The following is a 13,610-nucleotide window of genomic DNA, read 5'->3' as shown; positions in this document are numbered from 1 at the left end:
GGGCCAGGGGATTCGCTGCAATCATTCCGTCGCTTTCTTGCCCGTCAGGATCTTCTGGTAGAACAGGCCGATGCCGATCAGCACGGCGCCGAGCCCGATGAAGGAAAGGGCGCGCAGGAAGCCTTCGAGGTTCGCCATGTCGATCAGGAAAGCCTTGACGACGGCAATGGAGACCAGCGCCGCCGAGGCGATGCGCAGGCTCCGCGCCTCGAAGCGGGCGCCGAGCCCGAGAAGAGCGATGCCGATCAGCAGCCAGACGACGGAGTAGGAATAGAGCTCGCCCTGGATGAAGCCGTTCCAGAAGGGAATATATTCGCCCTGCCAGAAACGGCGCACCGACAAGGTCGCCCAGGCGAAAGCCATCACGGCCGCCGCCAAGGCGAGCATGGCGACATAGGGCAGGGGCCGCCGATTGCGCGCATAGAGCGCCAGCCCGCCATAGGCAATGGCCGGCAGGAGATAGGCGAGCAGCAGCAGGTTGAAGAGCGGAATCCGTCCCGTGCTCTCGCCCGTCACGAACGGGTTCAGTCCGAGCAGATGCAGGGTAAGGATCATGACGACGGAAGCCGCTCCAAGCGCCATGCCGCCATAGCGGAAGACCGGGCTTGCCGCGCTCAGATCGAGCGCCATCAGCGTTGCGGAGGCGCCGATTGCCAGCAGCGTGTAGATCGATTGCTCGCCGAGTGTTGGAACGGCGTCATTCAGGACGCCGCCGTTCATGGCGTGACGCACGAGGATGGCGATGGTCAGCAGCGTGAGGAAGCAGGCGAGCGCCTGCAACGTGTTGCGCAGCCGCAGGCTCGGCGACTGGCGAGTGATGAACGCCGCGCAAGCGGCGAGGACAGCCGGTATGCCGTAGCCGGCAAGCAGCATGTTGAAGACTGGTGTCGTGCCGAGATCCGCCGGATCGACGATCGTCGGCTGCCAGGCGATGCGCCCCATGGTGATGATCAGCGCGGCAACCATGGCCCATGGCAGAACGGGCCAGCTGCGCAGACGTCCCGCCAGCAGGTAAGCGATACCCAGAACCGGCAGCAGGATCGTGGCGGCGGCATGGTGTGCAAGCGTGTGGAGCGCGAAGATCGCGGCGGCAAAGGAGCCGGCGGCAAGAATGTTCGTCGGCAGGCTTTCGGCCTCGCCTTCGAGGCGATATTGCCATTCGGCAAGCCCGATCAGCACGATAGCCAACCCTACGCCGTAAAGGCCATGCAGCCAGTCGAGCGTCCAGTTGCCGAAATTGACGAAGCTGATCGTTGCGATCGCTAGCGGCGTGGCCGCCATGACCAGGCTCCAGAGCGCGGCATAAGGCTTCTCTTCCCTGGCGAAGTGCCTCAGGAAGAAGAAGCCGATCAGCACGAAGATCGCGCCGAGACCGAGCACTTCATAGAGCACGGTGCTCTGCAGACTGATGGTGCCATCCGCAGCGCTGGGTTCGACCCCCGCGATCCAGTTCGTCAGGACGCCGGAGGCGCCGATGACGGCAATGGCTGCCGACAGGATCGTTGCCCAGGCCGCGTGAAGACGGCCGGCACCGAAGGCTGCGACTGCCGCGACGATGGCCGCAAACATGAATGTGGCGTCAGCGATGGGATATCCGTAATCAAGAGCATAGGTGAGCAGGCAGAGCGACACCGTGAGCGCGCCGACCGATGCCGTCAGCGTCATGCCGAGCGGCGCTCTGGCAAGAAACACCGCCCATTGACCGACGGCATGCTGTGGCTGGGCGATGTCGTCGACCGGTCCCGCTTCCCTGTTCTCCCTTGCGGGTTCCTGGATCGGGTAGCGTCCCGGCCAGAGGAAAATCGTGCCGCCGATCATCGCAAGCATGGAAAGCGTGACCGGCGTCAGGTCAACGGCCGGGCTGAAGGTGATGTAAAGCAGCGGCCAGAGGCTGAGCAGCCCGTTTGCAAGGGACGGTGCAATCAGCCAGCGGCGCAGGCGCGCCGCCAACAGGGTCGCAAGCCAGGTCAGGGTGAGATAGCCGAAGAGAATCCAGGGCTTCGGCGAGGTCGAGGCGATGAGGGCGGGCGTTGCCATCGACGCCAGCAGGCCGAGGCCGGCAAGAGCCTGCCCGTGCAGCAGCGACAGCCCGAGCGTGGCGAGCGAAATCAGGGCCAGCAGCACGAAGGCAATGGCGGGTCCGATGAAGCCGTAGACGCCATGCGCCGCATAGGTGGAGCCGAACAGGGCGACGACGCCGGCAGCCGTGAGCACGCCGGGGATCATCGCGTTCTGGAAGGCGTTGCCGAGAACCGGCGCGGCGCGGCGGCGGATCACCTCGCCCGCGGCTATCAGCGCAAGACCGAAGAGCGCGGCAAGGATGAGCCGGACGCCAGGGCTGAGGAGGCCGCTCTCGATCGAATATTTGACCATGAAGATGCCGCCGAACGCCAGCGCGATGCCGCCGACCCAGACGGCCCAGCGCGCGCCGATCGTGCTTTCCAGGCTTTCCTTCGCCTGTGACGGTGTCCGGCCCACAGCAGGCGCGCCATCCTCTTCGAATGTCTCCGCAGCATTGCGTGCGGCGGCGGCGGGTTCGTCGATATCGGCAGCTGAACTATCTTCGATCTCAGCTTCCGGCTGATCTTCGATGGGCTGGGCGGTGGCATGAGCCATCGAATCCAGTGCGGGAATCGATTCGCCGGTATCCGCTGTCAGCACCTTGTTGGCGAGCGCGTTCTGCAGCTCCTGAACGCGTGCCTCAAGCTGTTTAATCCTCAGATTGTGGCCTCGTAGTACCAGAATACCAACGATCAGGATGACGAGCGGTAATAATTCCATCATGTCCTCTCCACGGGCGATGCGCCGCACCATATACGAAACGGTTCGCCCGGTAAGGATAGATAGTCAGATTCGCCTATGATTCCAGGGGATTATGCCAAACACCCTGATGAAGTCGCGCAAGGCGAACGTTAGGAAACTCGAATTTACCGCTTGGCAACTATGGTTAATACCCATTAACAATTTGTCTTTACCGGCAGCGCGAAGCAGCTTAATAGGGCTTCGTAGTTTAACTCTGAATGTATTGCGTACAAACGACGTCGCATGAGGCGGCTCCTACCACAGGAGGTTTGTATGTCCCATGTTTCTTCCATATCCGCCAGCTCCTACCCCTATCGCGGCACGCTATCGCGCCTCGATTCGAATGGTGATGGCGTTCTGAGCCGTGAAGAGCGCGAAGCGGACGAGCGCCCCGGCATTCTCGATGCCAATGATGCCGAAGGCAGTGCTGCCGACGGCTCGAACAGCGTATTGGGCAGCCTGATGGCCAAGCTCATGCAGCTGCCGAACGCCGATGCGGCCTCCAGCGCCAAATCGCCGGAAAACAACGTCGCTTTCGACGTGGACCTGCTGTCGCCGATGGATGCCTATAACAGCACCTACGGCCAATATGACGTTGAAAACGTGGCGGCCTGAAAAGCACCGTTGCGTGACGATATTGGCGGCTTGCCGGAACACCGGCAGGCCGCCCTATCATTTTGATGCAGGCCCATTTTCCCCGTTCGCCGGAACACTCCCTCCCGTCATGCGTTGGACATTTGCCACGCAGAAGAGGGAGGGCGTTCCATGAAACGGATGCTGATCGCTACGATTCTCACGCTTGCCGCAGCCATGCCCGTTGCAGCGCAGAGCCAGAGCACCGCCACCGCCGATTTTGTCGGCCTCGACGGCAAGCAGGCAGGGCGTGCGACATTGACCGAGGGCAAGAAGGGCGTGCTGATCGAGATGGAAGTCTCCGGCATGCCCGCCAATCGCTGGGTCGCCTTTCACATTCACGAAAACAGCAGTTGCGACCATACGCACGGGTTCGAGTCGGCCGGCGGCCATTTCAATCCGACCAAGGCAGAACACGGTTTCCTTGCCGCCAAAGGACCGCATGCCGGTGACATGCCCAACCAATATGTCGATCAGGACGGCAAGCTGCGTGCCCAGGTCTTCAACGACATGGTGTCGCTGAACGGCAAGAACGGCATTCGCGGCCGCACGCTGATGATCCATGCCGAGTCCGATGACTACCGCAGCCAGCCCGTCGGAGGCGCCGGCAAGCGCCTGGCATGCGCGATCATTCAATAAAAACACGCGGCGGGTGATTCGCGCCGTCGCAGCCAGCAGCGCCAAGCTGCGGTTGTCCTGGGCACATGAGCGCCCACCGGCAATATGATTCGATGCCTGTCAATTATGGTTAATGGTGAATTAACAACGATCTTCAATTGGCATGTCAAACCGGTCTATCCTGCTCGCAGATGACTAAGCGTGCCGGGGTCGATTGAACACGCGATGGCATTTGCCGTAGGAGATTCGGATGAGCGGGGTTTCTTCAATTGGAAGCAGCATGACGGCTGCCTCGTACAGTCCCCTGGATAAAAATCAGGATGGTGTCGTGGATGCTCAGGAACTGCAGGAGGCCGCGCAGTCCGGCCTTCTGTCAGCGAGCATTCTCAGCGACGAGGATAGTGACAGCAGCAGCGACCCCAGCGCGACGGATGTCTTTTCCGGCAATCTAGCGTCGATGCTTTTGCAGATGCAGCAGGACAGCCAGTCGGGCAGTTCCACGTCCACCGACGGCTCGTCCGACGAGTCGCCCATGGACCAGCTGTTTGCCAGCCTCGACACCGATCAGGATGGCAAGATCACACAGGCCGAGTTCGTCGCCGGGCGTCCGACGGACATGAGCGAAAGCGATGCCGAGGACCTGTTCAAGAGCCTGGATACGCAGAATGCCGGCTCCCTGACCAAGGATCAGTTCGCCGAAGGTCTCGATGTCCTCAAGTCGTCGGATGCTTCCGCCGCCGACATGCTGTCCCTGGAGCCCAGTTCGAGCGACAGCAACCCGGCGGATGCTGCGACGATAGCGCAGGATCAGGCAATGGACGTGTTCTTGAGCGGTATGCAGCAGAACCCGTCTTCGCTCTATCAGAACACCTATGGCCAGTATGATCCTGACCAGATGGATGGTGTCGCGGCCTGATCGCGGCAAGCGACTGCGATAGGAACGGAGATTGCGAAACGTGATCTCCGCTCTTGTGCGTTCTCGGCTTACCCGGCCAATGCCAGCGTGAAAGGGGCGTTGCCGTCCGCATCCGCGCCGCGGCCGATTTCCTTGACTGCGGCAACCAGGCGCCCGTGGCGTCCGAGCATGTCGTCACCGATGGCGACCAGCCGTGCATTCGGCGTGGCAAAGGGCGAGCTCGTGCGCAGGCGGCGCACCAGCGTCAAGTCCTCCTCCTCGGGGCGAACGGCCAGGGCCGCGATCAGCGCTGCCGCCGGCGAGCGCGAGACGCCCATCCAGCAATGGATGAGCAAAGGCGCGCTGCGATCCCAGCCGGTGGCGAAATCGATGATGGCGCGAACATGCGCCTCCTGCGGGGCGATCAGATCGCCGGTTCCGGCAAAGCTGATATCGTTCATGTTGAGCAGCAGGTGCCGCTCTGCCTTGATGACCGCAGGCCGATGAAAGCTCTGCTCCTTGGCCATGAGGCTGATCATCTCACGCGCGCCATGGCGAACGGCCATTTCGGCGATGCGTGCCAGCGGCGATACCACGATTGCGCTCACGCCCCGATCCCCACCGTGGCGCGCTCGGCCTCGATCGCCTCGAAGCGTTTGAGGAACAGCCGTTGCGCCTCGATCGCCGGCATGGGCTCTATCGGCAGCATCTCGCGCGTGACGTCGCGCGGCTGGCCGAAGAACTTGCGCGCCTCTTCCGGCGTGAAGCCCGCAAGCAGCGTCGCCTCGAAATAGGCCGAGATCGTATCGGCCTTCTTGATCTTGTCCTTGAGCTGTGGAGCGCAATGCGGGGGCAGGGCGAAGCGCCGGTAGATTGCCGCCTCGAGCCGCTTCTCCACGACCTTGTAATCGCCGCCGACGACGGACTTGAACGGCGAGATCATGTCGCCGATCACATATTCCGGTGCATCGTGCAGCAACGCCGCAAGCTGCTCGTCAGGCGTCGCCGGATTGAGGTGGCGAAAGATCGCTTCCACGACAAGGCTGTGTTGCGCAACCGAAAAGGCGTGGTCACCGGAAGTCTGTCCGTTCCAGCGCGCGACGCGGGCAAGTCCATGGGCGATGTCGCTGATCTCTACGTCGAGCGGCGAGGGGTCGAGCAGATCGAGCCGCCGCCCGGATAGCATGCGCTGCCAGGCGCGCGCGGTCTTGGCCGATGTCATGCCGACGCCTCGTCGGCGCTCGCCGGGAAGGAGAGGCCGGACCATGAGGGCAGCGACACGGAGACCTCCACATTGTCGGCCTGTATCGCAGTTCCCTCGGTAATGGCTTCGCCCGCCCGGTCGATACGGACGATGGCAAGGCCAATGTCGCCTTCGGTCGAGCCGAGCGTGCCGATCGGCTTGCTGCCGACGGTCAATTCCGTACCGGAAGCGGGCAGCCCGGCATTGCCCTTTACGATGACGACGCGCCTGCGCGCCGTGCCGCGATGGTGCATGCGGGAAACCACTTCCTGGCCGATGTAGCATCCCTTGCGAAAGCCAAGGCCGCCGTTCAGATCCATCAGCACATCATGCGGAAAGGCGTCCTGCAACGCGAAATCGCGACCGGAGACGGCAATGCCGTTGACGATCCGAAGCTCGTCATAGAGCGCCTCGGGCTCGCTGCCATGCTCGCCGGGCGTGCGCGTCAACGCAACTCCCGCCTTGGCGAAGCGGCTGTCCCTGGGGCCGTCCGTTGCGGCATCTCCCCAAGCGACCGTGACGCCTTCGACACCTTCCACGCCGAAATCGACCTTGGCGCGCAGCCGATACATGGTGAGCCGCTTGAGCAGGCTCTCACGCTGCGCCGTATCCGTCTCGATCAGAAAGCCGGGGCCGTCGCGCCAGATCATGAAGTCGAACAGGATCTTGCCCTGCGGCGTCAGCAATGCGCCCGGGCGGGCTTCATCGGCGCCAAGCGAAGCAAGATCGGTGGTGATGAGATTGTGCAGGAACGATTCCGCTTCCGCACCGGCGACACGGATGAAGGAGCGTTCTTTCAGGAAAACGGCTGGCATGATGGATCCGCTGATTTGGCCTATCACGCAGAGGTAGGGCCTTCGGCGGGGAACCGCAAGTTCCCCGGCCGGATCATTCGCCCGAGGTGAAGAATTTCCAGCGGCCGTCCGGCGTAATGCCGACGCGATAGAAATTGTAGCCGCCGAATTCGAGCATGTCGGCGTAGTCGCCCGCCGTCACGATGCGCATCATGTCGACCTTCTCCGGCGTGGAGAGCGTCTTGATGTCCTTTTCGGCAAAATAGGGCCATACATAGACTTCGTCAGGAGTTCCCTGGTCGATATGGGCAAAGCCGGTCGACATGATGTCGAGCAGGATGGACAGGATCTCGATGCCGTCGGGATCGCCCGAAAGGTCATGCAGGGTCTTGATCGGATCCTCACCGGGATCGTCGGCAGTGACCTGCGTCTGCTTGAGGCCGGCGCCGATGTTCATCAGCGGGCGCAGGCGCTCGAGATCGCCGGAGGCAGCAGCCTCGACGATCGCCGCACGGAGCTTCCGCACCGGCTCCGGCGCCTTGTCGATGTCGAAAAGGAATTCGACCGATTTATTCGCATTGGAAGCATCGCCGCCGCTCTGGTCGGCTTGCTTGTTGATCAGCGGATCGGGCATCGGCAGCGTGTTGTTGGAAGGAGCTTCCAGCGCCTGTTCGACCGGCTTGTCGTTCTTTTGCTGTGTGGTTTGCGCAGCGTCCTTTGCCTGCGGAGCCGGCGGATTGAGCTGGGAAAAGGCAAGGGCCGGAAGCGGCAGGGCGGTGCCGCCCAAAAGCAGGGTTACGGCGGCAAGCGAGGCAATGGAACAGGAAAGCGCATTGCCTGGAAACATACGCATGGCAATCTCTGATTGTTATTGCAGGGTTCGGTTCGGAGAGAATTCACCCGCGAGCATGCGTTCGCGCAGCGATTCGAGCAAGGCTTCCGCGCCCTGTTCACCCTGAATACGGATCGTCTCGCGAATCGCATGGGCAATGGCGGCATCCGCGATGATTTCCGGCTCGATACCGTCAGCCATCCCATCGGCCCAAGCTTCGTTCTGGTATTCCAGCGCTGCCTGCATCTTTTCATGGACGATCATGTCGTCGATTTCGTTCAGGCTGGTTTCCATTGTTTCTTTCCTCGAGACGTTCATGTCCTTACCACTTGCTTAACAACTTTATCAGCCTTTTCTCAAAACGACACGGCTCGCTACGAAAAGGGGTTAATAAATCGTCAATTTCCAAAGCGGGCGGTGATTTCTGTCGCCAGTGTTGCACCTTCGTTACGGTATCGCTCTTCCGCGACGAGAGCCTGCGGCGTGCAGTTCGTGTAAACCGATGCGAAGGACCGATACCCACGGTTGAATGCGGCGGTCAGCTTTTCCTTGCGTTCCGGCTCGCTCTTGGTTTCCGTATCGAGCAACTGCTGCATGTCGCCCCGCCATCCGTCTTCCGGCGTCGGGCTGCAAAGATTGCGCAGGTAGTCGATGGAGCCCAGAATTTCGGCAAGCCGGGAAAGCTGGTCGTCGTAGGGAGTGGGCTGTCCCGCATTCCCGCCATCGGGCGCCTGAGCCGGCGGCACGCTTGCTGCCGGCTGCGCCGCAGCGGGAAAGGCTGCGGCAAGCACGATGCAGATCAGAAGCGGTCGGCCAAGGCGGTTATGAATCATGTAACCATGTTGAGCGAACAAGCATGACGGGAACAAGGCGCGTCGGGTGGTTTCCACGCGGATATTGCTCAGCATCGTTAATATCGCGGCCGGAGCTAGGGTCTCGCCGCTGCCAGCCGTTCCACGCATTCGAGAACGCTTGCCGGAACGGGCAGGGTGCGCACCTCTTCCAGCGTGTACCAGCCGATGGCGGCGGCATCGTCGGCCGCTTCGGCGACGGCATCCTCGTCGGCATCCACGAGGAAGACCGAGAGCAGGAAGTGGCTTGTCAGCGTCCCGTCCGCTGCGTGGGAGCGCAGGTCATAGGTCTCGAACAGGCGGGGATTGCGGGCGGTTATGCCGGTCTCTTCCCTGAATTCGCGCAGCGCCGCATCGGCCGGCGTTTCTCCCGCCTCGGCTCGACCGCCCGGAAAGGCATACATATCGGCGGATGGCGGATTGCTGCGCAATACCAGCAGGAAGCGGCCGTTGCGTTCGAGAATGGCGGAAGAGGCAGGGCGGGGAACAGAGGTCATGGATCGCTTTGCATCGGGAAGAGGAGATTTGTGGGCGATGACGCGGCATCACCGGCCCACCTCTACAGGAAACGACCCTTGCTGTCTTTCATGAAAGACCCTTAACTCGCTGTCGGCGCGCGTCGATTCTGCGCGCGGGATATGGGGCGGAAACGCATGATCTACGGGCTGTATGCTCTGGCCGCCTTGGCTGAAATTGCCGGCTGCTTCGCCTTCTGGGCATGGCTGCGCCTGTCAAAGCCGGTCTGGTGGCTGGCGCCCGGACTTGTCTCGCTCGCGCTCTTTGCCTGGCTGCTTGCCTTGGTGCCGAGCGAAGCCGCAGGGCGTACCTTTGCCGCCTATGGCGGCGTTTATATCGTTGCCTCCATCCTCTGGCTCTGGCTGGTCGAGGGGCGGTTGCCGGACCGATGGGATGTTTCCGGCGCAGCCGTCTGCCTCGCCGGTGCGGCGATCATTCTCCTTGGCCCACGCGGCTGAGCTTGAGCTTGACCCGCCGCTCTCCGGGTGCAAAACAAGTCCCATGTGCGGACGTTTTGCTTTGACATCGACGGCAGACCAGGTTGGGGAAGCGCTCGGCGTCCTGCTGAATGAAGGTTTCCCAGCGCGTTACAATATCGCGCCGACGCAGCCGATCCTGGTCGTCATTGCCGGTGACAGGCAATTGCCGGGCAGCAACCTGCCGGATCGCCGCGCGCTGCTGGTGCGCTGGGGCTTTACGCCCGCCTGGGTAAAGGACCCCAAGGAATTTCCCCTGCTGATCAACGCGCGCGCCGAAACGGCAATCGGCAAGGCGTCCTTCCGCGCAGCCATGCGCCATCGCCGCATCCTCGTCCCGGCATCCGGCTTCTACGAATGGCACCGACCTTCGAAGGAAAGCGGCGAGAAGCCGCAGGCCTACTGGATCCGGCCACGCAGCGGCGGCGCCATCGCCTTTGCCGGGCTGATGGAAACCTGGGCGTCGGCCGACGGTTCGGAAGTCGATACCGGCGCGATCCTGACGACGGCGGCAAATAGCGCCATCCGCTCCATCCATGACCGCATGCCTGTCGTCATCAAGCCGGAGGATTTCGCCCGCTGGCTCGATTGCAAGACGCAGGAGCCGCGCGATGTCCTCGATCTGATGAGGCCGGCCCAGGAGGATTTTTTCGAGGCTGTCCCGGTTTCGGATCGCGTCAACAAGGTCGCGAACATGGGGCCGGACGTGCAGACGCCCATAGCGCTCGATCCGGTGAGGAAGCCGCCGAAGAAGCAGGATCCCGAGGATGGCCAGTTGAGCCTTCTCTAAGCGGCCGCCCTTCGGCGGCCAGCGACCGGAAACGCCGTCTGCCGACGCCATCTGGCGATCGGCCGGACGATAGTCTTAGGCAATCTTCTTCTTGAGAGGCTTGGTCTTCAGCATCATGTGAGCTGCGAGAACTGCCTTCAGGCCCAGCGGACGATAATGCTTGCTAGGATCGATCTTTGCTTGCGGTTGTGCCGCTTCGTCTTTCTTCTGCGTCATGTTTCACTCCTCACCATGCTCCCCCGGAGCATTTCGCGATTCACTGTCGAGTAGTGCTTTTTGTCGTAAATCATGACAAATCGAAGGCGTTTTCCAATCAGCTTTTATAAACAACGACCATATTTCGAGAGATTAGCGCCGAATCCTCGTGTAGATTCCGCACTGCCGCAATGTTTGAAATCGCTGAAATGCAAGGTCAACGCGGCTTGCGGGTCAGCTCGCGGCCGACCGCAGCGCCCTTGACGGACAAGGGAGGTTTGAAGACTTGCGGTTGCAGTGCGGGAATGCCGCGGAAGACCTATGTGCGGTCGCTAGATATGCCGGCCGATGTCGTCGTTGGAATCGTCGACATTGGGATCGCCAGGTCCATTGATCGTGTAGGTGCCGTATTTCTTGGCCCAGGAGCGCGCGCCCAGGGGCAGCGACAGCAGATAGACAGCAACGGTCACCACCATGACATGCCATGTGTAGCTCATCAGCAGCGCGACATAGACGACGATGCCTAGCATGATCGGAAGGACCAGATCGCGCCTGATGCCGCTGCCTTCCGACTTGCCGGACCAGACGGGCAGGCGGCTGACCAGCAGAAAGCCGATGAGGACGGTGTAGGCGGAACCCCAATAGGCGAAGGCCCGGTCCGGCGTCAGCCCCAGAAAGCCGAGGTAGACCGGCAGGAGCACCAGCATGGCGCCCGCCGGTGCCGGCACGCCGACGAAATATTCGGACTGCCAGGAGGCCTTGTGCTCGCGTTCGGCCATGACGTTGAAGCGGGCGAGCCGAAGGCCGGCGGCGATCGTATAGATCAGCGCGGCAATCCAGCCGAGCGAACGGGCCTGGTCGAGCAGGAAGACATAGACCACGAGAGCCGGCGCAACCCCGAAATTGACGATATCGGCGAGCGAATCCATCTGCGCACCGAATTTCGAGGTGGCCTTCATCAACCGCGCCACGCGCCCGTCGATGCCGTCGAGGAAGGCCGCGACCAGCACGGCGACGACGGCAAGCTCGTAGCGGCCTTCGAAAGCGAGGCGAATGCCCGTCAGGCCCGCACAGATCGCCAGCACGGTGATCATGTTCGGCACGATCAGCCGAAGCGGGATCTCCCGCAGGCGCGGCCCACGCGCTTCATCGTTGGGCCCATGCGGCTCGAAAGGCGGAAAAGGCGTTTTCATCTCGCTCGTGTTCCTAGGGTTCAGCTGCGGCGGCTAACGGTCGGGCCTTTTGCCGAGCCGAATTCGGCAATGACGGTCTCGCCGGCGATCGCCCGCTGGCCGATGGCGACCCGCGACGAAGCGCCTTCGGGCAGAAAGATATCGAGGCGCGAGCCGAAGCGGATCAGCCCGATGCGCTCGCCGGCATCGAGCGGCTCGTTCGGATTGACGAAGCAAAGGATGCGGCGGGCGACGAGGCCGGCGATCTGCACCACGCCGATCTCGCCGTGCTTGGTTTCGATGACGAGGCCGTTGCGCTCGTTCTGTTCGCTGGCCTTGTCGAGTTCCGCATTGAGGAAGCTGCCCTGGCGGTAGGCGATGTTGGTGATGCGGCCGCGCATCGGCGAACGATTCACATGGCAGTCGAACACGTTCATGAAGATCGAGATGCGCAGCATGGGCAGGCTGCCGAGATTGAGCTCCGCCGGCGGCGTCACCATCTGCACGCCGGACACCCGGCCGTCGGCAGGCGACACCGCCAGATCGTCGTCCTGCGGCGTCATGCGCTCGGGGTCGCGGAAGAAATAGGCGCACCACAGCGTCAAGATCAGGCCGATCCAGAACAGCGGCTTGAAGATCCAGCCCAGCACCAGCGACGCGACGAAGAAACCTGCAACGAAGGGATAGCCTTCCTTGTGCACCGGAACGATGACGTTGCGTACGCTGTTCAACAAGCTCATCTATGGCCTACTCCGTTAGGGCGCCTCATCCAAAAACCGTGTTGCGGTCGCCGGGCGAGATCATGCCAGTCAAAAGAATGAGAACAAGATAAGCGGTCTTGCTCTGATTACCAGTCGAGCGTGACTACAGGCAAACTCGGTCATGGGCAATGGTTTCGCACGCTCGCCCCCAGCGCAATCCGCCTCGGGCCAGGATGCCGACGATCCCCCGCGTTGAAAAGTGTTGCCCGCGAGAGATAGTGAAAAGGCCGCCGATGGAATCCGGCGGCCTTGCATGTCCTGTGATGGTCGAACGAAAATCAGAGACCGAGAGCGGCGCGCAGCTCGGCCTTGGCGCCTTCATACTCGCTCTTGTAGTCGTCATGCGTCATGATGGTCTCCGCGATGACGGTGCCGGCGATGCGGCCGGCTTCGATGTCGGTCGCGTAATGAATGCCGCCGACGACGCGGTTGTGACCGTATTCCCAGGCGCGAGTCATGATGACGGCGCGCTTTTCCGGCACCATGTTCGACAGCACGATGCCCATCAGCGTGCCGAGCGTGGTGTGGCCGGACGGATAGGAACCGGACTTGGAGAGCGGCACGATCGGCTTCACCAGATCGCTGTAGAGATGCGGACGCGGGCGCTTCCAGACATCCTTGGCCGGATCGACGACAGCGCCTTCGGTCTCGACGATGCGATCGAAGAAGGCCGAGAACTTCGGCAGGTTTTCCTTGGTGAACTTCGGATTGTCGATGACGTCGGAGAAGCGCCAGACGTTCTCTTCCGCATCGGCCACGGCGCGAGCCGCCATTTCCGGCGTGCGGGTTACCTGGATCGTCAGGATTTCGCCGAGTTCGGCCTTCATCTGCGCCGAATCATTGGCAGGCGGCGGCGGCAGCAGATCGAGAAGGTTGACTTCCTTGGCGTCGGTAAACGGCTTGGCATCATCGGCAAAAACCGGCGAGGCGAGGCCGACCACGAGCAGCAGTGTTAAGGCTTTGGCAAAAGTACGCATTTCGGGGCTCCCTTGAAGTTGAGCCCCGTACCTAGCAAGCTGTCATCTCAGGCGC

General features: G+C 62.0%; 17 protein-coding genes. 5 read left to right on the top strand and 12 right to left on the bottom strand.

What is annotated here, in order from left to right:
* Nucleotides 1–21: 21 nt before the first annotated feature.
* The gene (locus GR212_RS09925) at nt 22–2,781 is read right to left on the bottom strand and encodes a DUF2339 domain-containing protein (RefSeq protein WP_163986337.1); all 2,760 of its coding nucleotides are present in this window, start codon (nt 2,779–2,781) and stop codon (nt 22–24) included.
* Between the two features lie 294 nt (nt 2,782–3,075).
* On the opposite strand from GR212_RS09925, the gene GR212_RS09920 reads away from it, so the two are divergent.
* From GR212_RS09920 to GR212_RS09910, 3 genes are all read left to right on the top strand, one after another.
* Nucleotides 3,076–3,417 (top strand): hypothetical protein, encoded by a 342-nt coding sequence (locus GR212_RS09920; protein WP_163986293.1) that lies wholly within the window; start codon nt 3,076–3,078, stop codon nt 3,415–3,417.
* Between the two features lie 150 nt (nt 3,418–3,567).
* Nucleotides 3,568–4,074, top strand: a complete 507-nt coding sequence (locus GR212_RS09915) for a superoxide dismutase family protein (RefSeq protein WP_163986292.1) — start codon at nt 3,568–3,570, stop codon at nt 4,072–4,074.
* A gap of 259 nt (nt 4,075–4,333) precedes the next feature.
* On the top strand, nt 4,334–4,969 hold the full coding sequence (locus GR212_RS09910) for an EF-hand domain-containing protein (RefSeq protein ID WP_246725720.1): 636 nt from the start codon (nt 4,334–4,336) through the stop codon (nt 4,967–4,969).
* 68 nt (nt 4,970–5,037) lie between these two features.
* Here the strand turns inward: GR212_RS09910 and GR212_RS09905 are convergent, their stop codons facing one another.
* The 7 genes from GR212_RS09905 to GR212_RS09875 all read right to left on the bottom strand — a co-directional run bounded on the left by GR212_RS09905 (nt 5,038) and on the right by GR212_RS09875 (nt 9,165).
* Complete coding sequence (locus tag GR212_RS09905) at nt 5,038–5,556, bottom strand: tyrosine phosphatase family protein (RefSeq protein ID WP_163986290.1); 519 nt, start codon at nt 5,554–5,556, stop codon at nt 5,038–5,040.
* Nucleotides 5,553–6,170 (bottom strand): YfbR-like 5'-deoxynucleotidase, encoded by a 618-nt coding sequence (locus GR212_RS09900; protein ID WP_163986289.1) that lies wholly within the window; start codon nt 6,168–6,170, stop codon nt 5,553–5,555. Before GR212_RS09900 ends, GR212_RS09905 begins: the two co-directional genes overlap by 4 nt.
* On the bottom strand, nt 6,167–7,006 hold the full coding sequence (locus GR212_RS09895) for a YgfZ/GcvT domain-containing protein (RefSeq protein WP_163986288.1): 840 nt from the start codon (nt 7,004–7,006) through the stop codon (nt 6,167–6,169). Before GR212_RS09895 ends, GR212_RS09900 begins: the two co-directional genes overlap by 4 nt.
* 73 nt (nt 7,007–7,079) lie before the next feature.
* Entirely contained in the window at nt 7,080–7,838 is a 759-nt protein-coding gene (locus GR212_RS09890) for a hypothetical protein (protein ID WP_163986287.1), read from the bottom strand.
* 15 nt (nt 7,839–7,853) lie between these two features.
* The gene (locus tag GR212_RS09885; RefSeq protein WP_034507811.1) at nt 7,854–8,111 is read right to left on the bottom strand and encodes a hypothetical protein; all 258 of its coding nucleotides are present in this window, start codon (nt 8,109–8,111) and stop codon (nt 7,854–7,856) included.
* 104 nt (nt 8,112–8,215) lie between these two features.
* A complete protein-coding gene (locus GR212_RS09880) occupies nt 8,216–8,650 on the bottom strand; it encodes a TIGR02301 family protein (protein WP_163986286.1) in 435 nt (144 codons plus the stop codon).
* A 95-nt stretch (nt 8,651–8,745) separates the two neighbouring features.
* Nucleotides 8,746–9,165, bottom strand: coding sequence for an NUDIX hydrolase (locus tag GR212_RS09875; RefSeq protein ID WP_163986285.1), 420 nt, complete (start codon nt 9,163–9,165; stop codon nt 8,746–8,748).
* Nucleotides 9,166–9,321: 156 nt separating this feature from the next.
* Between GR212_RS09875 and GR212_RS09870 the strand changes: the two genes are divergently transcribed.
* Together GR212_RS09870 and GR212_RS09865 are read left to right on the top strand one after the other, a co-directional pair.
* Complete coding sequence (locus tag GR212_RS09870) at nt 9,322–9,642, top strand: YnfA family protein (protein WP_163986284.1); 321 nt, start codon at nt 9,322–9,324, stop codon at nt 9,640–9,642.
* A gap of 43 nt (nt 9,643–9,685) precedes the next feature.
* A complete protein-coding gene (locus GR212_RS09865; protein ID WP_163986283.1) occupies nt 9,686–10,450 on the top strand; it encodes an SOS response-associated peptidase in 765 nt (254 codons plus the stop codon).
* Nucleotides 10,451–10,525: 75 nt separating this feature from the next.
* Here GR212_RS09865 and GR212_RS36810 read toward each other — a convergent pair whose 3' ends face one another.
* From GR212_RS36810 to GR212_RS09850, 4 genes are all read right to left on the bottom strand, one after another.
* Nucleotides 10,526–10,666, bottom strand: a complete 141-nt coding sequence (locus GR212_RS36810; RefSeq protein WP_204326330.1) for a hypothetical protein — start codon at nt 10,664–10,666, stop codon at nt 10,526–10,528.
* A gap of 311 nt (nt 10,667–10,977) precedes the next feature.
* Nucleotides 10,978–11,838: a CDP-diacylglycerol--serine O-phosphatidyltransferase gene (pssA, locus tag GR212_RS09860; protein WP_163986282.1), complete on the bottom strand. Its 861-nt coding sequence runs from the start codon at nt 11,836–11,838 to the stop codon at nt 10,978–10,980.
* Nucleotides 11,839–11,858: 20 nt separating this feature from the next.
* Complete coding sequence (locus GR212_RS09855; RefSeq protein WP_163986281.1) at nt 11,859–12,557, bottom strand: phosphatidylserine decarboxylase; 699 nt, start codon at nt 12,555–12,557, stop codon at nt 11,859–11,861.
* Nucleotides 12,558–12,856: 299 nt separating this feature from the next.
* Nucleotides 12,857–13,555 carry an acid phosphatase gene (locus tag GR212_RS09850; RefSeq protein ID WP_163986280.1) on the bottom strand — a complete coding sequence of 233 codons (699 nt, stop codon included), beginning with the start codon at nt 13,553–13,555 and terminating at the stop codon, nt 12,857–12,859.
* Nucleotides 13,556–13,610: the final 55 nt, after the last annotated feature.

Source organism: Martinezella lusitana, from assembly GCF_010668395.1.
In the GTDB taxonomy this organism is placed as follows: domain Bacteria; phylum Pseudomonadota; class Alphaproteobacteria; order Rhizobiales; family Rhizobiaceae; genus Rhizobium; species Rhizobium lusitanum_A.
This window is presented reverse-complemented; position numbering and strand designations above follow the sequence as displayed.